The organism is Crinalium epipsammum PCC 9333 (genome assembly GCF_000317495.1).
Classification (GTDB): domain Bacteria; phylum Cyanobacteriota; class Cyanobacteriia; order Cyanobacteriales; family PCC-9333; genus Crinalium; species Crinalium epipsammum.
In genome coordinates this window covers 4,856,223-4,877,571 of sequence record NC_019753.1, presented here as the reverse complement: position 1 = coordinate 4,877,571, position 21,349 = coordinate 4,856,223, and the positions used below count along the sequence as shown (strand labels likewise).

Below are 21,349 nucleotides of genomic sequence, written 5' to 3'. Positions count from 1 at the left end.
TCAACAGTCAACTAACAGCCCGCTTTTATACACTTATGCAAGAGGTTTATTCTAAAGTTTTCCTTTTAGCAACTCTAACTCTTCCCTAATAGATAAAGGTTGATAACCTAAATTGAAAGCTTTTGTACTATCTAAAGAAACATCAGGTGATCTGGGTGCAGCCATTTTCACATCTTTTTGTAAACAGGTTTGCAACTTTGCCCCTGAAAGCTGTAAAACCTCTACTAATAATCGACCAAAATCATAGCGAGATACCCGCTCTTTTCCACCTAAATGAATATATCCTTGAACTTTTTCTAAAGCTAATAACAAGCCTTGCGCCGCAGTTTTACCACTTACAGGCGTGCGAAACTCATCTGTAAATAAACTTAACTCTTTTCCCTCCCTCAAACCTTGAATAAATGGCTGAATAAAACTGTTAGCTGTAGGTGACGCAACCCCAAACATTAAAGGCATTCGGCAAACTGCCGTTAGCGGATAACGCTGTAACATTCCTACTTCCGCCATCACCTTTTGCTCACCATAAAGATTCACCGGAGAAACTAAATCTGTTTCTTTATAAGGAGCATTTAAGCCATTGAAAACTAAATCAGTTGAAGTAAAAACACAAGGAATTGCATAATTCGCTGCTAGTTCAGCAATATTACACGATGCTACAACATTAATTTTGTGGGATATCTCAGGATTATTTTGACAAAAATTGGGACTTGATAAAGCAGCCGTATGAATAATTCCGGCTGGTTGGATTTCTTGAAATATACGCTTGAGTTCTTCCAAATCCGTTAAATCAACTTTCAGCATATTTACACCTAAAATATCTAAATAATTTGACCAATAAGTTCCATAGATATCCCATTCTTGTTTAGCTAACTGGCAAAGGTTCCACCCCAAAAAACCGCTAGCACCTGTCACCAAAATTCTTTTCATATATTGGCAAAATTTTATTTAATTAGAAGAACCTTGGATGACACCATTACTTTTTTCAATTTCTGACTTTTCTAATTGAACTTTTATTTGTTGCAATTCTAAATTTAGCTTTTGCTCAATTTGCTCTTTAGGAATGCCAAGTTTCTGAGATAAATCAGCAATTGTAAAGCTTAAATTACCTACTTTAACCTCTGTATTGTCATCAAACTTTAATTCCCCATTATCGACGTATGGTTTACCTGATATACCTATATAAACTTCGCGATTATTTAAAAAGGGGAATTGTTCAGTAAGCTTATTAAGCGCAGTTCGCCCATTTTTGGCAACAAAAGTATTTGAAAATTCTGAAATATTTACTACAGCGCCTGTCTCTATCTTACCATCCCGAATTTTTGTATTAACACCTTTGACTGAACTAGGTAGCGTATTCCCACTTGTCTGTTCGGCAACTTTTGGATTAACTTCTTTGACTGAACTAGGTAGTGTATTTCCACCTGTCTGTTCGGCAATTTTTGGATTAACTTCTTTGACTGAACTAGGTAGTGTATTTCCACCTGTCTGTTCGGCAATTTTTGGATTAACTTCTTCGACTGAACTAGGTAGTGTATTTCCACCCGTGCGTTCGGCAATTTTTGCAACTATAAATTTGTTAATTTCAGCTTCAGTTAGCTTGATATTTACACTTTTAGAATCAGCTAACTGGGAAGATTTTTCAGCTTGTTCTAAATTAGTAACAGAGCTTTTATCTTTCTTTAAGGCAATATTTATACTATTTTCAGGAGCAATATTAGGATTTTCTGTTGTGGTATTATACCAACTAGGTAGTTGTGTAGCTTGCCGCCAAAAAAAAGTAATGACACCAGTGCTACCAACAACTAATAATATAAAGACAAGCAAGATTTTTTTCATGTTGAAACGTAAACTCGAGGAAAAAAAGATAATTTAATTGATATTAGCAATTTTTATACTTAACCATTTTAAATATTACTAATATTTATTGATCTAGCTATTTTGTAATCAATTTTACTGTAGATCGACAAAAATAAACTAACGTTGTTGAATTTTATATGTTTGTCCTACTAACGCGGGTTATACTCTGGCTGCTACTATGCGCCCTTGTCTACTATGTACTGGCGCAGTTGATTCCCAAAGAATATCTCGCCTGGTTAGGTGGCATATTATTGTTTGTAATCATCATTTTGGTATTTATTAATACTAATGATCCTTTTGTTATAGCAGCAGGTAGTGTGATATCTTTTCCTTTTAAACCGCTAGGGGTGTCACTTTTACTGTTGTTATTCGCAATAACTGGAATAAATAATGGTGGTATTAAAAAAGAAGCATATTACCAATTATGGGTAGCTTTTTTAATTTTGTTACTATCAAGTACACCTTATCTAGCTTACCACATAGCACAACAAGCCGAACGAGAGTTTATTCAAGCAGAACAACAGCGCCGAGAGATTTGTCAAGCTCAATGTCCTACTAATCTAACACCACCCGAAGCACAGAAAGCAAGGGCAATTGTAGTATTAGGGCATGAAAGTCCTCAAGGAAATTTGGCTTACATTAGGCAGGTTCAGATTAATGATATTAGCGATCGCCTAATTTATGCCTCCCAAGTTTACCAAGAACAATTATCCCTAGAAAATCGTCCTTTGCTAATTGTTAGTACTGCTTATAATTTTACCAAAGATAACACCAATCAATCCGGCGACTTTACAACAATTCTTTCAAAACTAGGTGTGCCAGCCGAGAGAGTTATCCTAGAAACTAATAGTTTAGATCTACATTCCAGCGCTGTTGCGGTACAACAAATTTTAAAACAGCGTGGTCTTGGTAATCAACAAATTATTTTGATTACCTCTGCATTAAATAGCAACCGCGCCAGACTGACCTTTGCCCAAATGCGTTTTAAAATTACTCCTAGAACAGAAGAATTCTATACGTTACCGTCTGGAAATATACCTCTAAAAAGCTTAAAAGTTCAAGACTTTATTCCCAATGTAGCAGCCCTGACGATCACCACGCGGGTAGTTGAAGAATTTCTGGCATCACTTTACTACTTCTTACGTGGCTGGTTGTCACCAGTAATATTATGAATTAGTGATTTTAGGAGGGAGGAGAGAGAGGGGAAAAATTAATAATTGATAATTGTTAATTGTTAATTGTTAAGATTGAGTGTAAATTAACGACATTTCCAATCACCGCGATCGCAGGTGCAGTAAAACCTGATTCTTCCACCTGCTCAACAATCGTTTCTAGCGTCCCAATTAACTCTTCTTGCTCAGGTCTTGTACCCCAACGCACCAAAGCTATCGGTGTTTGGGGACTTAGCCCAGCTTCTTCAAGTTGTGAAGTAATGTAGGGTAAATTGTGAATCCCCATATAAACCACAATAGTTTCTGAACCGTGTGCGATCGCACTCCAATTCACCGCAGGTCGATACTTACCCGCAGACTCGTGACCTGTGACAAAAGTAACTGAAGAACTATAAGATCTGTGAGTCAACGGAATACCCGCATAAGCTGGTGCAGCAATACCTGATGTCACCCCTGGAACAACTTCCACAGGTACACCTGCACGCACCAAATCTTCCATCTCTTCCCCACCGCGACCAAATACAAACGGATCACCACCTTTTAACCGTACAACTATCGCTTGACTTTGGGCGAGTTCAATTAACAGCTTAGTTGTATCTTCTTGAAATAAAGAGTGACGACCCATCCGTTTACCCGCATCAATTTTTTCTGCCTGCGGATTAATCATCATTAAAATCTGCGGACTAACCAAAGCATCATAAACCACCACATCAGCACACTCTAGCAGTCCCTTACCCTTCAAAGTCAGCAACCCTGGATCTCCAGGTCCCGCACCGACAAGATAAACCTTGCCTAAGCACCGCTTGTTTTGCTGATTAAATGTGTTCGTTTCTTGACTGCTGATGCTCATGTTAAGCTGTTGTGTTTCTAAGTTTTATGTTTTAGGGGGAGAGGACGGAGGAGGGAGGAGAGAGCAAAAGGGTTTGATAAATTTTCTCTTAATTAAAAACCAGCCCCAAAATCAGATTTATTCAAATAAATCTAAAATTAAATCGGCTAACTCAGAACTTGCTCCTATCGGTTCACCAAGACTCAACTGCACAGTAGGGAATTGTGCTTGCAGATGAGCTACATTTGAAGCGATCGCATCTGTAATTCCCCCAGCAAATAAAAAGTAAGGCAGAATTGCAATTGTCCGATTACCAGCATTAACTAACTCTGCTACTCGCTCCTCTAAACTTGGTGATACCGACCAATAGGCAGGTAACGCACTCATTTGCGCTGCTAATTTTTCCACAGGATGATTAGCACCAAGGCGACGGCTACCATGAGATAACAAAATCCATGCCTCTGTCCATATAGAACTAATCTGCTTGGCAAACAAACTATTTATATTAGGGTGGCTACCTAAGTAAGGTCGCAGTTCAATTGTTAAGTCTGCACCAACAGCTTGTTGAGCCAGTTTTACTTCTGCGGGAATATCTGCCATCACATGAACCCCTGGTAACAGAAACAAAGGCACAATTTCCAAACGATTAAACCCAGCAGCTAAAATGCGTGAGCCAAACTCCCTAATTTGCTCATGCAAAGGTAGAGCAGCTAATTCTAAACAAGCAGTGCCTACCATTGGTCGTAAGGAGTGAGTAGCGCATAAAGTAGCATAGCTACTAGCAATGCCACCCTGTTCACCCTCCAGCAAAGGAGACTGATAACTTAATTGCCCTTGATCCTGATATAAATCCGTATCCGTAGCCGTCTGTATACCCCTACTTACCTCAATCCGCAGCTTCAGCAGTTCAGCAAGCTGTTCTAAAGCTGCTTGTGGACGAGGATCGCGGCTTCCGTGAGATACCAGTAGGTAGGCAGAGCGTAGTGGCAACTTAATGAATGTTTCCAATAGAATGTAGTTTTTTTAATTAGATCTCGTTTTCCGGCAAGTTTCTGTATAAATAGTTTCTGTTTTAGGAACTTCCTTGATTTTTAACCAACTTTCAGCCCTATTGAACTCAATTAATTATCAATAGTATTAAAATATTATTAATAAAATTAACTCAACCTAGTATATTTACTACTGACTTTATTTATTGTATAGCAGCCTTAAACAAAAATGTTGCCCCCTCCCAATTGGCGGGGAGGGGGCTGGGGTTAGAGCTTTACCCTTAATTACAAGGTGTTAAATCTCGCTCTAGCTAACTAAGAATTGCCTTCAACACTTGGGTTAGCAACGTATTTAAAATCTGGTTCACTATTCCAGGGGCCGCGCTCATCTTTACCATTTTGGGACAAGTTGAAGTAAAGATCTACTGTATTGTCCGGCTGGATATTACCAAAGAATGGGTCAGTCAGCTTACCCAACGAATCCAACGCCTTCATAAACATTTTAGTGTGGGAAATTTCGCGGGTAAGTAAATGTACCAACGCATCCTTTGTACCTTGGTCTGGAGCCATCTTGATTAACTCTTCATAAGTTTGACGCGCACCAGCTTCAGCAGCAATATCAGCCCGCAAATCTCGGACAACATCACCACCTTCATTAATATAATTAGCTGTCCATGCACTGCCTTGACTATCTAGAAAATGTGGGCCAACTCCCCGAACAGCAAACAAGCTACTCCGATACGCTTCTGTTTGGTCAACATTCTTTGTATGACCTTCAATCAATTTCCCCACCATTTCTAGGTGGCTAAATTCTTCAAGGGCAATATCTTGAAGCATATCTTTGATACCTGCATGATCACAATGCAACGACTGCACCCAGTATTGTAAAGCTGCTGTCAATTCACCCGTTGCTCCTCCAAACTGTTCTAGCAGCAGTTGAGCAAAACGTGGGTTAGGCTCATTGATATTTACTGTATGAATCGTTTCTTTTTTGTGAAAAAACACAGATTAAATCTCCCTTTAGTTTGTTTGAGTCAACTGTCAACGTAACTTTCTAGGTTGTGAACAATTGCAGCAAACATTCAATTGTTATATAAGCCTACGTTAGCGTCACCACGAAATTAGAACCTGCATCCACAGGTATAGTTGACTTAGTAATAGCTCTAACTAGAGGAGAATCTTTTTAAAACTCAAGAAAATTACCGTTACAGCCTATTTAATTTCATTGATGATTGTTAATTGATTCCACATTGTTCTAGCCTGGTTGCCATGTGTTGAGCGTGTAGCCACCAGCTATAACAACCACCAACCCATCGACGTGAGGGTAAATGTCCTGTAGGTGCTGAGGAATGGAACTGCAAAGCTGAATCGGAAAAATTTGAATTATGTACTTTCCAGCCAATGATCTCGCAAAAAGTAGCATATTCACCTCCAACTGCTCGATAAATCCGCTTCTGCACGCTAAAACCGAAACGCCCACTGCTATATAGCAACCACAACTGATTAATTATTTGCAAATCTTCACAAGGAAGTTGATCAATATCACTATTAAATAAATAGCTGCCAACTGATTTATGAGATGCTTTGCACAGAACCACCCAAGTTTCTTCGTCTGCTTCTTTCCATCTTTTTTTTGCTAATAAATGTTGTAGTTTGGTGTAGTCAGTATTTAATTCTGAAATTAAGTTAATAAGATTATGTGAGTTGGTAGCTTTTACGGTATTATTTAAATTGATAGCTTGCAATACTTCCTCAGCAGATTGATAGCGTTCTTTGAGACTATCTTTGAGGAGTTTATCCAGAATTTCAGTTAAGCGATCGCTTATTTTTACCCCTGCGGGCAAAAAATCTTGCCACATCCAACAATCATTAACAATATCGAACATATCCAACGTGGGAACACCTGTCAGCAAGTTAATACAAGTTACCCCTAAACTGTATAAATCACTTGCTGGTAATGCCTTCCCCCTACCTTGTTCAGGAGCCATATATTCTGGGCTACCAATAATTGTACCAGGTTTTAATATGGCGCTATTTGTGAGGAGTTTAGCAACTCCAAAATCAATTAAAACTAATTGATCATCCGTTTTTCTGCGAATAATGTTGCTTGGCTTAATATCCCGATGCACAACTTGGTGGTCGTGGATAAATTGTAAAACTGGCAACAAACTTTTTAACAATGTCCAAATCTGACTTTCATTATAAACACCATTTTTTTCTAATTCCTCTTCTAAAGTATTGCCATCAATAAAATCTTGAACTAAATATAAATTTTGTTCTTGTTCAAAGCTAGCCAATAAAGTTGGAATTTGAGGATGTTTACCTAACTCGTCTAAACGAATTGCTTCTTGATTAAATAAAGCCACTACTTTTTTAAAAGTTTTAGGCTCGCTATGAGAAAAATATAATTGCTTAATTACACACTTTGGGTGAGAAGGTATATCTTGATCTACAGCTAAAAAAGTTCTGCCAAATCCTCCCATACCAAGAGGGTTAATTGCACTATATCTCTCTTTTAGCAATAACCTAAAGCCACACCTGTTACAAAACCTTTCAGGGGGAGAATTGACTGGGTAGTGACATTGAGGGTTTAAACAGTAACTCATTTAAGCAAGGTGTAATACTCTAGTTTTACACAAATTATTAAAACTAATAGCCTCTTTGATCAATCAGATTAGTAGGTTGGGTTAAGCCCAGCCCTACCCCCACAAACATTATAAACGTTGGATTTCGTTATCACTCAACCCAACCTACATTGTACCAATTGATAATTGTTAATTGAGTTCACCTTTGCTGCGCTTGATAAGTATAAAAATTATCAATAGCACCGACTGTTTCAAAATGATAGCCAGGTAACGTATTCGCAGGTAAAAATGCTACAATTGTGCTAGGAGATAAGTCTGTTTGATAAATGCTAAATAAAATAAAATTCTGCCGTTGAGTACTCTTAGAGATAAGTTGCTTAATTTGAGGTTGATGAGATTCAACTATTGAACGGCACTGATCTTCTAAGGAATTACCTAGAATTGATGGTGCTTTTGGACAAATATCCTTTTGCAAGTAGTCTGTAAGTTGCTCTACTGCATACTCCTCATAAGAATCCTGATTGGGATTCGTCAGCGCCATCGCTGCGCCTATCCCAACTAAAGCCACTCCCACAATCGCCGTCACAGCTTGCAAACCCTTCATTAGCTTGGCTATAGATGTTTTTTTTAGATTACCGCTACTGGCGGCTAGATTTAAAATCTAGTAAATTTTTAATCAATACTAGACTTACTAATCAAGTTTATGTTATATTCAGTTATGCAATGGCGAGCGTGGCCAAGTGGTTAAGGCAGAGGTTTGTGGTACCTCCATTCGTGGGTTCAATTCCCATCGTTCGCCCTGAATTTTTACCGAAAATTTTGGGTATAAAGCCCCGTCCTTTAGCGCAGCGCAGGACGGCTTTTTAAAATTCGTGCTATTATGAGTTTATCGCAGACTCAAACGATAAACTATGCTCATCTACGAAATGAAGCTACAAGGAACAGACGACCAGTACGGTCTGCTTGATCAAGCTATCCGCACTGGTCGTTTTGTGCGTAATAGCATCATTAGAGCGTGGATGGACGGCAAAATTAAAAGTCGTAACGATGCCTATGCCTACTGCAAGGTACTAGCCGACAACCCTGAATTTGCTTGGGCAAGCCAATTAAACTCGATGGCTAGACAAGCCCATGCAGAAAGAGCTTGGTCATCAATAGAACGGTTTTATCGTAATTGCAAAGCGGATGTATCAGGTAAAAAAGGCTACCCACAGTTCAAAAAAGAACACGTTAGGGCATCAGTTGAATACAAAACTTCTGGCTACAAGTTATCAGAAGATAGACGTTATTTAACATTTACCGATGGTTTTAAAGCTGGTACTTTTAAACTTTGGGGAAGTCGTGATTTGCACTTCTATCAATTAACTCAAATCAAACGAGTTCGGGTTGTTAGAAGGCATGACGGTTACTATGCACATTTTTTAATCGATCATACCAGGGAGGAGAATAAAGAATTAACAGGTAAACAAACGGGTCTAGATGTAGGTTTAAACCATTTCTACACTGATTCTTCTGGTGAAAAAATTGACAATCCTCGGTTTTTGAGAAGGGATGAGAGGAAACTTAAAAAGCTACAACGCAGATTATCACGTACTCAAAAAGGCAGTAAGAATAGAGCCAAAGCCAGAAATAGATTAGGTAGAGCGCACCTATCGGTTTCACGCAGACGTAACGACTGGGTATGCAAGTTAGCCCAGCACGTCATACAGTCTAACGACTTGGTTGCGATTGAAAACCTAAAGGTGCGTAACATGGTTAAAAACCATCATTTAGCTAAATCAATTAGTGATGCTGCTTGGTACAGGTTCAGGGAGTGGCTAGAGTATTTTGGTAGGGGTTATGGTGTCCCCGTCATTGCTGTAGAACCTAAGTTCACCAGCCAAAACTGTTCTAGCTGTGGCGAAAAAGTTGTCAAAACTTTAAGTACCAGAACTCATCAATGTCCTCACTGCAATTATGTTGCGGATCGTGATGAGAATGCAGCTATTAATATTTTAAAATCAGCCCTAAAACAATGGGCAAATACCGTTGGGCAGACGGAAATTAACGCCTCTGGAGAGACTGGTCTCTGCTTGGGTGGGGAAACTCAGCCAAGTAAATCAACTCACGGAAAGAAGAAACCCAAAAAGTGATTTTTGGAATCCCCGTCCTTCAGGTCGCGGATGGATGTCAAAATAACAAACTAACTGTCGTAAGTGACAAATTCGTGTCATCGACTTTAGTATATGCTGGCTGCTATATATGGCAGGTGGCAGAATATATCTTGGTTTTACAGGCTGTGTCTGTTGAACTGTACTCTTAAGAGTGTCAGGAGAGACAGCAAGATTAGGATAAAAGATGATACTTTAATTTGAAAGCAGTATAGACAGCGCGGGTCAGCATAATGAATCTAGATTTGCAGAGATTTTATCAGAGTTGCGATCCTAGTCACACTTTGATATTAGAAAATCCAGAGGAACGCAAGTACTATATTGATTTTGCTTCGGTGCGGGGTGGAAAAGTTATTGAAGCATTAGCACGTACCATTGCCAGACTATCGCCAGATAAGCCGACTTGTCAATTGTTTACTGGACATATCGGTTGTGGTAAATCTACAGAATTGCGACGGCTAGAGGCTGAGTTAAAAGAAGTTGGCTTTCATGTGGTTTATTTTGAGTCCACTGAAGATTTAGATATGGCGGATGTGGATGTTACTGATATTTTATTGGCGACTCTCAGACCACTAACCGAAAGTTTGGAAAAAGTTGGCGTTAAGCTAAAACCTGGGTATTTTGGTAAGCTATTTCAGGAAATTGGGGATTTTTTACAAACACCAATCAAGTTTGACGCAGAAGTAGGAGTTAATTTAACAAAGTTTTCACCAATTATTGCTAAGATTACCGCTAAAACTAAAGATAGTCCTAACCTCCGCAGTCAATTGCGCCAGTATTTAGAACCTCGGACTAATAATATATTGCAAGCTATCAATGAAGAAATTTTAGGAAAAGCAACTCAGGAGTTGAAAGCTAAGGGTAAAAAAGGGCTGGTTATAATTATTGATAACTTGGATCGAGTTGATCCTCGTGCTAAAACTTCCCAGCGATCGCAACCAGAATATCTATTTATAGATCGCGGCGAACAATTACGCAAACTAAATTGTCATGTAGTTTATACTATCCCCCTAGCTTTAATTTTCTCTAATGATAGTGAAACGCTGAAAAATCGCTTAGGTGGTGGTGTATCGCCTAAAGTTTTGCCAATGGTTCCAGTAAAATTACGGGATGGTACTGAATATAAAGAAGGAATGGATTTATTGCGACAGATGGTTTTAGCTAGGGCTTTCCCGGAAGTTGCACCAGAACAAAGGTTAAACTTAATTACCCAAATTTTTGATAGTCCTGAAACTTTAGATCGATTATGCCGAATTAGTGGCGGTCATGTGAGAAATTTATTAGGACTTTTATACAGTTGTTTGAGGGTAGATGATCCGCCAATATCGCGAGAGACTTTAGAAGATGCGATTCAGGAATATCGAGATACTTTATTGCGTTCAATTGATGCTGATGAATGGAATTTGTTGCGTCAAGTAGTCCAGCAGCAAAGTGTTAGCGGTGAAGCAGACTATCAAAGTTTATTGCGAAGTTTGTTTGTGTTTGAATATCAGGATAAACAGGGGCGATGGTTTGGAGTTAACCCAGTTTTGGAGGAAACGGCACAATTTAAGCAATTTTGTTCGTAGTTGGTGCTTTAGCGTTATTCAATATTGGCGCTGAATCGCTAACTAAAAATATACTTTTTTGAGTTATGAATGAATCTCAACAGCCAAAAGAAATACAGATAAAAAATGCGCGATCGCTTAAAACATTAGCGCGGGCGATCGCTATTTCTCAAGGCAGATTTACTTTAATTTTAGTACAGTGCAACTATGCTGATTTGCGATCGCAGATTTTAGGGCAGTTGCAGTCACAAAATTTAGGTGATATTCGAGAGATATTTTTACCTCAATCTGCAAATAAGCTTGATGCAATTATAGCGGCAGAAGTTGGGGAAGATCGCCCAAATGCCGTCATCGTTTTGGGGTTAGAGTCTGTAAGTGCGATCGATGATTTGTTAAGTGTCACTAATCAAGCGCGGGATAAGTTTCGCTATAATTTTAGCTTTCCTTTGGTGTGGTGCGTTAATGATGAGATTCTGACTAAATTGATTAGGTTAGCACCAGATTTATATAGTTGGGCAGGTGTACCAATTAAGTTTAATTTTACTACTAATCAGTTAATTGATTTGCTGCAACAACAGGCAGAAGAATTATTTGCTCAAGTTTTAGATCCTCACCAATATAGATTTATTGAGCAAGATAATTTTAATTGCCAACGAGTTGAATTGGAACTAGCTTTAGAAGAATTGCAGAGTCGGGGGGAATATCTGCCAGAATTAGAAGCGAGTCAGCGATTTATTTTGGGTCGTGAAGCTTATCTGAATAATGATATGGATAAATCACGACTATTATATATTCAAAGTTTAGTATTTTGGCAAGGCAAAACTCAGAAATCTCCAGGTAGTATTTTAATAGAATCTGACCATCAAAAGTATCTTGAACGACAAGCTGGTTTGCTATGCTATTTAGGTTTATGGTGGCGCAGATATGCAGTTTTACATCGAGCGAAAGAAACAAAAGCTTATCAAAAAGCTAGAATTTATTATTTACGCTGTTTGCGAGTATTAGAACAAGCAAATCGCCTTGATTTAGTCGCTAAATTTATTAACGCTTGTGGAGAAACTTTAAAACAACTTCAAGCATGGGATGAATTAGAACAAATAGCCAACAAAGCGGTTGATTTATACCAAACATATCCTCATTCCCTCAAACTCAGTTATGCTTATGGATTATTAGCTGAGATCGCTATTGCTAAATCTCACTGGAATGAAGCTCAAAAATATGCAGAAACAGCATTAGAAATCAATCAGCAACAATCAACCCCTCTTTCTCAGGAAGGTAGGGGCGATATAGATCCTGATTTAAGCTGGTTACAATCACACTATGAAAGTTGGTATCGTTTATTATTAGCCAAAATTCAACGGTATTTAGAGCAATTATCAGCAGCAGAATCCAATTTAGAAATTGCTCAAGATAAATGCAATATTTCTTACAATCCACAGCTTTATATCCAGATATTAGAAGAATTACGATGTGTACATTTTCAACAACATCATTACTTAGAAGCATTTAATATTAAATCTGAGAAAAATTCCCTAGAACAACAGTATGGATTCCGTGCTTTTATTGGTGCGGGACGGTTAAAGTCTCAAAGACAAGTGATCAATCCTGCTTTTGTTTCAGTTGGTACATCTAAAGCTAAAAATCCAGAAAATAAGCAGTTTCAGCTAGGGAAAGTTGCCCAAGAAATTGAAGCTTCGGGACGCAAACCAGATGTTGATAACTTAGTTGCAAAAATCAGCCGTGATGACCAAAAGTTAATTGTTATTCATGGGTTGTCGGGAGTGGGAAAAAGCTCTTTGCTCACGGCGGGATTAGTACCTGCATTATATCAAGAAGTAACTATTGATTCACGTACTCCTTTGCCTGTTATACTGCGAAATTATAATGATTGGGCGCAGGAAGTAGGAAGCTGTTTAGCAGCAGCAATTAAACAAGTTAAAGATATTGATTTAGTTGCTATACCAGACAAAGTTGCAGGTATTATTGAGCAGTTGCAATTAAATATTGAGCGCAATTTCTTAACAATTTTAATTTTTGACCAGTTTGAGGAGTTCTTCTTTAATTGCCCTAACCCATTAGAGAGAAGAAAGTTTTGGGAATTTTTGCATTTATGTTTAGATCGGATTGATATTGGTTATGTCAAGGTAATTTTATCATTACGAGAGGATTATTTACATTTATTATTAGAAGCGGATCGGTTGACTACTTTACAAGTTACTCAAAACGATATTCTTAATAAGGAAATTCGTTACTATTTTGGAAATTTTTCGCCTGCACAAGCTCAACGAGTAATTGAGGATTTAACTGCACGATCTTTTTACATGGAACCTGGATTAATTGATGCTTTGGTAGCTGATTTAGCAGGAGAGTTAAAAGAGGTGCGTCCGATTGAATTGCAGGTAGTCGGAATGCAACTGCAAACAGAAGGTATTTCTAGGCTGCGACAATATCAGGAAATTGGGAATAAACAAAAACTGATTGAGCGATTTTTAAATAGTGTTATTCAAGATTGTGGTCAAGAAAATAAACGAGTTGCCGAGTTATTATTATACTTTTTAACTGATGAAAATAACACGCGACCGCCTAAGACAAAAGTTGAATTAGCTGCTGCTTTAGACCAGGAAGCAAATAAATTAGAGTTAGTGCTAGAAATTTTAGTTCAATCAGGATTAGTATCTTTAATTCCCCAATCTCCGGCTGACCGTTATCAACTAATTCACGATTATTTAGTAGCTTTTATTCGCCAGCAACGAAGCGTAGACTTAGTTGCTGAACTGGAAAATGAACGAGAGGCACGGAAAGCGACGGAAGCGAAGTTAGATGAAATTTTAAAAGAACAACTACGCAATACCAACCACCAAAAAATGCTCAAGGCATTAAATTTCAGCGATGCTTTGAGCGCTTCGGCAGAATTAGAATTTACTGCCAATAAAGGGCAACTACAACCGCTATTGAAAGTTATTAAAGCTGGAAAACAACTGCAAGCAATAAAAGCAGCAATTTCTATACCAAATGAAAAGCAGTTAGAAATTACTGCTAGGTTAAATAGCATCTTTGCTGCGATGAAAGAACGTAACAGCTTACAAGGGCATGAAAATGGGGTAAATAGTGTGAGTTTCAGTCCTGACGGTCAAACTCTTGCTTCGGCAAGTAGAGACAAAACGGTGAAACTGTGGCGCACAGATGGCAGGTTAATTACTACTTTCATTGGGCATGAAGATTGGGTAAGGAGTGTGAGTTTCAGTCCTGATGGTCAAACTCTTGCTTCGGCAAGTAGAGACAAAACGGTGAAACTGTGGCGCACAGATGGCAGTTTAATTACTACTTTCATTGGGCATGAATCTGAGGTATATAGTGTGAGTTTCAGTCCTGACGGTCAAACTCTTGCTTCGGCAAGTGACGACAAGACGGTGAAACTGTGGCGCACAGATGGCAGGTTAATTACTACTTTCATTGGGGCATGAATCTGCGGTAAGGGGTGTGAGTTTCAGTCCTGACGGTCAAACTCTTACTTCGGCAAGTGACGACAAAACGGTGAAACTGTGGCGCACAGATGGCAGTTTAATTACTACTTTCATTGGGCATGAATCTGCGGTATGGAGTGTCACTTTCAGTCCTGACGGTCAAACTCTTGCTTCGGCAAGTGACGACAAAACGGTGAAACTGTGGCGCACAGATGGCAGTTTAATTACTACTTTCATTGGGCATGAATCTGCGGTATGGAGTGTCACTTTCAGTCCTGACGGTCAAACTCTTGCTTCGGCAAGTTACGACAAGACGGTGAAACTGTGGCGCACAGATGGCAGTTTAATTACTACTTTCATTGGGCATGAATCTGCGGTAAATGGTGTGAGTTTCAGTCCTGACGGTCAAACTCTTGCTTCGGCAAGTGACGACAAGACGGTGAAACTGTGGCGCACAGATGGCAGTTTAATTACTACTTTCATTGGGCATGAATCTGCGGTATGGAGTGTCACTTTCAGTCCTGACGGTCAAACTCTTGCTTCGGCAAGTGACGACAACACGGTGAAACTATGGCGCACAGATGGCAGTTTAATTACTACTTTCATTGGGCATGAATCTGCGGTATGGAGTGTCACTTTCAGTCCTGACGGTCAAACTCTTGCTTCGGCAAGTTACGACAAGACGGTGAAACTGTGGCGCACTGATGGCAGTTTAATTACTACTTTCATTGGGCATGAATCTGCGGTATATAGTGTGAGTTTCAGTCCTGACGGTAAAACTCTTGCTTCGGCAAGTTGGGACAATACGGTGAAACTGTGGAATTTTGATTTAGATGATTTATTGGTGCGCGGTTGCAGTTGGATACGGGATTATTTGAAGACTAATCCAAATGTGAGTGAGGAAGATAGGCGGGTGTGTGACTCCACTTTCTAGGCTGTGTTTTCAAACTTTATTGGCTTTGTTTCTGTCGGTGAGATCCCCCTAAATCCCCCTTAATAAGGGGGACTTTGATGGGATTCTTTCCTCTTAAAAAGGGGGACTATGAAGCGTCATATCAAGTTCGGTCGATTAACCATAATAAGTTAGAATAGGCTTGCCTAAGTTCCTGATAAATTGGGTTCTTCCGTACGAAGGTGTGCTGAATTATTTTGTTTTCTAATGCCGACTGCGATAACGATGCGATCGCACCTCCATCCCAAGTTTCATCGGTTAAATTGAAGGTTGAATGAGATCAAACCTTCGTACGGAAGAGCCAACTTTTTACCCCATAACATCCGTGTCCCTGCCACAATCAAATCATAGTTAGATTCAGCCCAAAGTACATCAATTAGTGATTGAGTATAAAAAACCAGTGCCTGAAACAATGTTGATGGAAAAGCAAGTGTCTGAAATATTCACTATGACAGTGACAGGGCAAATTGTCACCCAAGCAGATACGAGTGTTGCGATCGCTATCTTAGAAGACACCTGTTTGCGCGTTAATCCTCATCCCAGCTTTCCATTACCTACAGGTATACAACGATGGTACGTTTTACCTGCAACTGATTCTACAGCACAAATATCAGGAGTGCGTATCTTGGGTTATGAACCTGTAAATGATCAACCACAAGGCTGTTGGTTCACAGGTAGGGTAATTCAAGTTAGCAAACGCAATACTCAAGTATTGTTCAAAGTGTCATTTGTTGGTCAAAAAGACCTGAAAATTACCTTACTATCAGCACTCCCAGAAATGAAATCAGGTGAGTTGTGGCGAGTAAGTGCCGTTGTACGGGAAAACTATCTCTATATTACACAGGCAGAATCACAGGAAGTAACTACTTCTACAAAATCCCCATCTGCTGATTCTCTAAAACCATCCAGCCCAGCCCCAGTCATTGAAACAGTTAAACGCATTGTCCACAGCAATACAAAAGAAGAACAACCATCAACATCTAGGGTAGTTACAGAAACATTTCAAGAAACAACAGCACGACTTTTAGCAATTGCTAAACTTACTGTAATTGCTCAAACTCATCAAACTCAATGGGTTTTTTCCTCCCCTATACAGCGAGGTAAACTGTGGGAATGGGAAGCAGTCTTGTCCGATTCAAATGCTCTAAAATCGCGCCAGGATTCCCAAAAAGCCTTGAGAGCCAGGATTCAAGTAAATCCTTACACGGAAGTTGCCCAAGTACTATGGTTTAATAATCAGCTTAATCATGTAGAAGATGCTGATTTAGAAGCTGGAACCGATACAGACTACAAAGACAAAAATCGCCTAATTGTCACACCATTAGGCGCTGCGAGAAGTATCGGTGCAAGTTGTTTTCGAGTATTAATTGGTCCTTATGAAATTGTCCTTGATGCTGGTACTAGACCAAAAGGTAGTAACCCTTTACCAGCATTTGAACATTTAAAAAATCCTAACCTGATCTTAATTACCCACGCCCATCAAGATCATATTGGTGCATTGCCTGTATTTCATCAACGTTTCCCTGCGACTCCCATGATTTGTACTGCGGGAACTAGGGAAATTGCTCATGTCATGCTCACTGATTGTTTAAAAGTACAGCAATCCAATGAAGATTTTGAGCAACTATTTGATGAAATTGATTTAGACCAAACATTATTCCAACTGCAAACTCAGCCAGTAGGTAAAGATTTTGAGCCACTACCTGGATTAAAAGTACGGTTTATCCACGCAGGGCATATTGTTGGTGCAGCTTGTGTTTATATCAGATATGGAGAGAGAAGCCTTTTATATACTGGAGATTACAACACTACTAATAGTAGAACTACCGACGGGTTAAGACTTGCTGATTTGCCCCAAGCTGATATTTTAATTACTGAATCAACTTATGGTGCAGATACTCACCCATCTAGAAAAGCTCAAGAAACCGAATTGTTACAAGCTGTTGCAGAAGTTGTGTCTTCTGGCGGTAATGTCCTAATTCCAGCTTTTGCTTTAGGACGCGCCCAGGAAATCATTTTAGCAATTCGCACCAGTGCCTTATTCCATAAGTTGAAAATTCCTGTCTATATAGATGGTTTAGTCAGGGCAGTTACGGATGTTTTTCGAGACCATCTAGATTTCCTACCTGGAAGTGTACAGAACTTTGCTCTTCAGCAAGAACCTTTTTTTGACCCCAATGGTAAACCGCCGATTATACCAATTGGTCATCCTAGAGAGCGTCCATTAGCAATAGCCAAACCTTCTGTAATTATTGCTAGTTCGGGAATGCTTAGTGGTGGAGCTAGTGTTTACTATGGTCAAGCATTATTAGAAAGAGATAATGCGGCGATATTTATCTCTGGTTATACCGATGAAGAGTCTCCTGGTCGTTTTCTACAGGGGTTACAGAAAGAGGATGAAGTTGAAATCGAAGGTAAAAAATTAATAGTCCGTGCTACTGTCAGGCGGTTTAATCTTTCAGCCCATGCTGATAAGGTTGGCTTGACGCAAGTTATTCATCGAGTCAATCCCAAACATCTGATTTTAATTCATGGCTCGATGGATGCGTTGCATGAACTTTCCCACACGGGAGATTTGAGGGATAAATATTTCATTCATATTCCCGCAGTTGGTGAAGAAATTGAGTATGGTGCTGTACCCGAACAAGTAAGTAATCGTCAGTTAAGTAAGATCGAAAATACTCAAGAGTTTGAGGTGACGGTTGAGGCGGAAGTTGAAGGTGCATGGATACGCATTCCAGAGTCAGTATTAACAGATCCCAGGTGGGAAAATTTGAGTGCGACGGGTGTGTTAAAAGCTAAGTGGAGTGGTGGACGATTGACTTTGAGTGCAGTCTCAGCCCTTGAAACAGCTATCTCGTCCGCAAGGGCTAGTGGTGAAGATTGTTGTGCGGTGTGCCAATTCTTTAATGATAAAATTTGTCAGTCCTCTGAAAGTTCTTTATTTTCTAAGCAAGTAGATCCTCGTGGTAAATGTTTGGAGTTTCAACGCCAGCCGGAATTTGAGCAAGGTTTGATTTCATTTGGGCAGGATTTAGATGAAAACTACGATGACTTAGATTAAATTTTCCGGTTTAAAATGTTTGGGGCGATCGCCCTATGAAACAAGTAGCAACCAAAAAAATTATGGAACTTGCTTAATTGCTAAATAGCGATTAACTAATAAGTTATGATCAGGCAATGTTAAACTACTAGACAAAGTAAATTTGAAACAATGGAAAATACAGTAGTTGATAAAATCTTCCGCGATGCTGATGGCAATATTGTTATAGCACAGCCACCAAACTTACCTTTGATTATCTGGGGTGTAGCTAGCTTACTTGAGCTAATTTTTACAACTGGCAAAGTTAATATTGGATTAGACGCATTAGCTTTTGGTTCCTTGTTCACTTGGGCGTGGCAGGAATTATTTGAAGGTGTTAATTATTTTCGCAGAGCGTTAGGTTTCGTTGTGCTTATTGGTGTACTATCTTCAAAAATCTACTTGACTGCCATTAAATAGCGATCGCCGCTTATACATTCAGTATTTATTAAACTTAAAAGATCATCTTCCCAAAGATAGTGCAACATATTCCAAATATCTACCCTTGCACTTGTTTTGATAAAAGATAGCCTAAATTATCTTTCCGTAGCCAGCCAAGCGCGGAGTACTTCTGCAACTGACCAAGCTTGAGCAATACAACCCTTTGGTTCCATTGGTGCATCACCATGAGATATTTCACTAATAGTTCCAATTCCAGCCGCGTAGAGGTGATGTTGCATCGGTTCTAGAAATTGACGAGCAACGGATGGGTTGTTGAACACACGCAAATGAGCTAGGACAAACGAACCAATTAACCATTGCCAAACGGTTCCTTGGTGATAGGCGGCATCACGATGAAGTTGATCTCCTCCATAATGAGCGATATATTGTGGATCGTCAGGTGCAAGACTACGCAATCCGTGAGAAGTTAAAAGCGATCGCTCACACGCTTCTACTACTTGCCGTTGTTGTTCAAGATTGAGGGGACTTTCTTTTAAGGATACAGCGAAGATTTGATTTGGTCGTAAAGAAGCATCGTTACCATTTGGCGCGTCTAAAACATCAAAACAGTATCCCTTGGCATCATTCCAGAAACGACTAAAACCAAGTTGTGTGGCATCAGCCATTGCATTGTAGTCTTGATCGGGTTTGCCTAATTTTTGGGCGAACTGGGACATTGTTCGCAAAGCGTTATACCAAAGGGCATTCACTTCTATAGGCTTGCCAATGCGAGGAGTAACCACCCAATCACCGACTTTGGCATCCATCCAAGTTAGCTGCACTCCTTTTTGCCCTGCATAAAGCAATCCATCACTGGGATCGAGGTGAATATTGTAGCGTGTTCCTTGACGGTGGAATTCTACAATCTCCGCCAGCTTGGGAAATAAATCTGCTAATAGCTTGTCATCACCAGTCGTAGCAACGTAAAGGCGGATGGCTTCAAAATACCACAGTGTTGCATCCACTGTATTGTAGTAATCTTCTGTGGGTGGCTGATTATCGTCGGGGAAACGATTGGGCAACATTCCTTGACTGATATATTTGCCAAAAGTACGAAGAATGGACTCTGCAATTTGGGGACGATTAGTGGCAAGAGTTAGACCAGGTAGACTAATCATGGTATCGCGACCCCAATCAGTAAACCAGGGATAACCAGCGATAATAGTTTTTCCGTCTTGTCGCTCAACAATAAACTGATCGCTAGCGAGGACAAGTTGCTGCACCCAATCAGGAGCTTGAGGTGCTTGTGGCGATCGTTTAGCTTGCCAATCTGCGATTAGCTTTTGCTCGTACTGGTGACGTAAATCTAAGGCTAATGCACCGTTCAAATTAGGATTTTGCTGCCTACTAGCCACAAAAGTAAATGAGCTTCCAGGCTCCAGTGTGGCTTCAAAAGTTGCTGGGTGAAGATGATCGTCTATATCGTTGAGTCCCCGTTCCTTTTCGGCTGCAAGTTCAAATCCGTAGTACCATTCGTTATTAAGTGAGGCAGTGCCGCTATCTGTCAACAAGTATAAAGGTTGTGCTTCTGGAAACACTGTGACACCAATTCCATGCTCAATCGCGGTTACATTCATGCGCCAATCCTTGGCAGACCCTTCTTGAGCGTGGGTTCTGCTGTGATAATCGCGGTAATTAACAAATGCCTTGATTGATAATTTAAGCGATCGCTTGGCTCGCCGCAAGTAATAATGAATGTATGTCGTATCAGATCCAGGCTGCATCCAGATACGTTTCTCTAATAAAGCACCTCCACAAGCAAAGTTCCAGACAGGTACTGTTCCTTCCAAATAAAAACTTTCGATATTACGGTAACCTTCAGGAGCAATGCCATTTGACCAACGATTGGCAAACAGTGGATAAGAGTTCCCTTCATACTCTGCTGTTTCGTCTAGCTTTGCTAATAATAAGGTTCGCTGCAACGGTGGTTGCAGTGCAGCCACAAGTAAACCGTGATAACCCCGTGTTAATACACCTGCTACTGTACCTGAAGCATAGCTGCCGAGACCATTGGTTACTAACCACTCACGCGACTCTGCTGCATCAAGATTTCCACAAATTTCACGTCCAAAGTTGATGCTCATAAATCTACCTAATCATCTCACCAATATTGGTGTGTGGAGTGATTGGCACGTTTGTAGTGCCTTGGAACTATCTACGCAGTAACTAAGGGCTATAACGCAAGCGCTGGCTTGTCAGTTCGCTAACTGAATTATAACTTTAAGGCTTAATACTCGTTCTTTAATCCCCTAGAAAAAATGGTTAATTTAACCTTCTAAAG

13 protein-coding genes, 1 tRNA gene and 2 pseudogenes are annotated in these 21,349 nt (G+C 39.7%); 8 read left to right on the top strand and 8 right to left on the bottom strand.

Annotation, left to right across the window (positions count from 1 at the left end; translation table 11 throughout):
- Window positions 1-51: 51 nt before the first annotated feature.
- Together CRI9333_RS21175 and CRI9333_RS21170 are read right to left on the bottom strand one after the other, a co-directional pair.
- Window positions 52-927: an SDR family oxidoreductase gene (locus CRI9333_RS21175; RefSeq protein ID WP_015205202.1), complete on the bottom strand. Its 876-nt coding sequence runs from the start codon at window positions 925-927 to the stop codon at window positions 52-54.
- A gap of 18 nt (window positions 928-945) precedes the next feature.
- Window positions 946-1,836, bottom strand: coding sequence for a hypothetical protein (locus CRI9333_RS21170; protein WP_015205201.1), 891 nt, complete (start codon window positions 1,834-1,836; stop codon window positions 946-948).
- A gap of 158 nt (window positions 1,837-1,994) precedes the next feature.
- Here CRI9333_RS21170 and CRI9333_RS21165 point away from each other — a divergent pair, with 158 nt between their 5' ends.
- Window positions 1,995-3,029 (top strand): YdcF family protein, encoded by a 1,035-nt coding sequence (locus CRI9333_RS21165; RefSeq protein ID WP_015205200.1) that lies wholly within the window; start codon window positions 1,995-1,997, stop codon window positions 3,027-3,029.
- A gap of 55 nt (window positions 3,030-3,084) precedes the next feature.
- On the opposite strand, the gene cobA is transcribed toward CRI9333_RS21165, so the two are convergent.
- The 5 genes from cobA to CRI9333_RS21140 all read right to left on the bottom strand — a co-directional run bounded on the left by cobA (window position 3,085) and on the right by CRI9333_RS21140 (window position 8,036).
- A complete protein-coding gene (cobA, locus tag CRI9333_RS21160) occupies window positions 3,085-3,879 on the bottom strand; it encodes a uroporphyrinogen-III C-methyltransferase (RefSeq protein ID WP_015205199.1) in 795 nt (264 codons plus the stop codon).
- 117 nt (window positions 3,880-3,996) lie between these two features.
- Window positions 3,997-4,866, bottom strand: a complete 870-nt coding sequence (locus tag CRI9333_RS21155) for a sirohydrochlorin chelatase (protein ID WP_015205198.1) — start codon at window positions 4,864-4,866, stop codon at window positions 3,997-3,999.
- Between the two features lie 296 nt (window positions 4,867-5,162).
- Window positions 5,163-5,852, bottom strand: coding sequence for a manganese catalase family protein (locus tag CRI9333_RS21150; RefSeq protein WP_015205197.1), 690 nt, complete (start codon window positions 5,850-5,852; stop codon window positions 5,163-5,165).
- Between the two features lie 230 nt (window positions 5,853-6,082).
- Window positions 6,083-7,453 carry a serine/threonine-protein kinase gene (locus tag CRI9333_RS21145; RefSeq protein ID WP_015205196.1) on the bottom strand — a complete coding sequence of 457 codons (1,371 nt, stop codon included), beginning with the start codon at window positions 7,451-7,453 and terminating at the stop codon, window positions 6,083-6,085.
- Between the two features lie 178 nt (window positions 7,454-7,631).
- Complete coding sequence (locus CRI9333_RS21140) at window positions 7,632-8,036, bottom strand: DUF4359 domain-containing protein (protein WP_015205195.1); 405 nt, start codon at window positions 8,034-8,036, stop codon at window positions 7,632-7,634.
- A 122-nt stretch (window positions 8,037-8,158) separates the two neighbouring features.
- Here CRI9333_RS21140 and CRI9333_RS21135 point away from each other — a divergent pair.
- From CRI9333_RS21135 to CRI9333_RS21110, 7 genes and pseudogenes are all read left to right on the top strand, one after another.
- Window positions 8,159-8,231: transfer RNA gene (locus CRI9333_RS21135), tRNA-His, on the top strand.
- A gap of 112 nt (window positions 8,232-8,343) precedes the next feature.
- The gene (locus CRI9333_RS21130) at window positions 8,344-9,564 is read left to right on the top strand and encodes an RNA-guided endonuclease InsQ/TnpB family protein (protein WP_015205194.1); all 1,221 of its coding nucleotides are present in this window, start codon (window positions 8,344-8,346) and stop codon (window positions 9,562-9,564) included.
- 251 nt (window positions 9,565-9,815) lie between these two features.
- On the top strand, window positions 9,816-11,150 hold the full coding sequence (locus CRI9333_RS21125) for a P-loop NTPase fold protein (RefSeq protein WP_015205193.1): 1,335 nt from the start codon (window positions 9,816-9,818) through the stop codon (window positions 11,148-11,150).
- Between the two features lie 65 nt (window positions 11,151-11,215).
- Window positions 11,216-13,849, top strand: a pseudogene (locus CRI9333_RS21120) (nSTAND1 domain-containing NTPase); the annotation flags it as partial.
- Window positions 13,850-14,206: 357 nt separating this feature from the next.
- Window positions 14,207-15,527: pseudogene (locus CRI9333_RS27925) on the top strand (WD40 repeat domain-containing protein); the annotation flags it as partial.
- 430 nt (window positions 15,528-15,957) lie between these two features.
- Window positions 15,958-18,609 (top strand): MBL fold metallo-hydrolase, encoded by a 2,652-nt coding sequence (locus CRI9333_RS21115; RefSeq protein ID WP_390370116.1) that lies wholly within the window; start codon window positions 15,958-15,960, stop codon window positions 18,607-18,609.
- Window positions 18,610-18,759: 150 nt separating this feature from the next.
- On the top strand, window positions 18,760-19,047 hold the full coding sequence (locus CRI9333_RS21110) for a hypothetical protein (RefSeq protein ID WP_015205189.1): 288 nt from the start codon (window positions 18,760-18,762) through the stop codon (window positions 19,045-19,047).
- Between the two features lie 116 nt (window positions 19,048-19,163).
- Here CRI9333_RS21110 and CRI9333_RS21105 read toward each other — a convergent pair whose 3' ends face one another.
- Window positions 19,164-21,152 carry an amylo-alpha-1,6-glucosidase gene (locus tag CRI9333_RS21105; RefSeq protein WP_015205188.1) on the bottom strand — a complete coding sequence of 663 codons (1,989 nt, stop codon included), beginning with the start codon at window positions 21,150-21,152 and terminating at the stop codon, window positions 19,164-19,166.
- Between the last annotated feature and the right edge of the window lie 197 nt (window positions 21,153-21,349).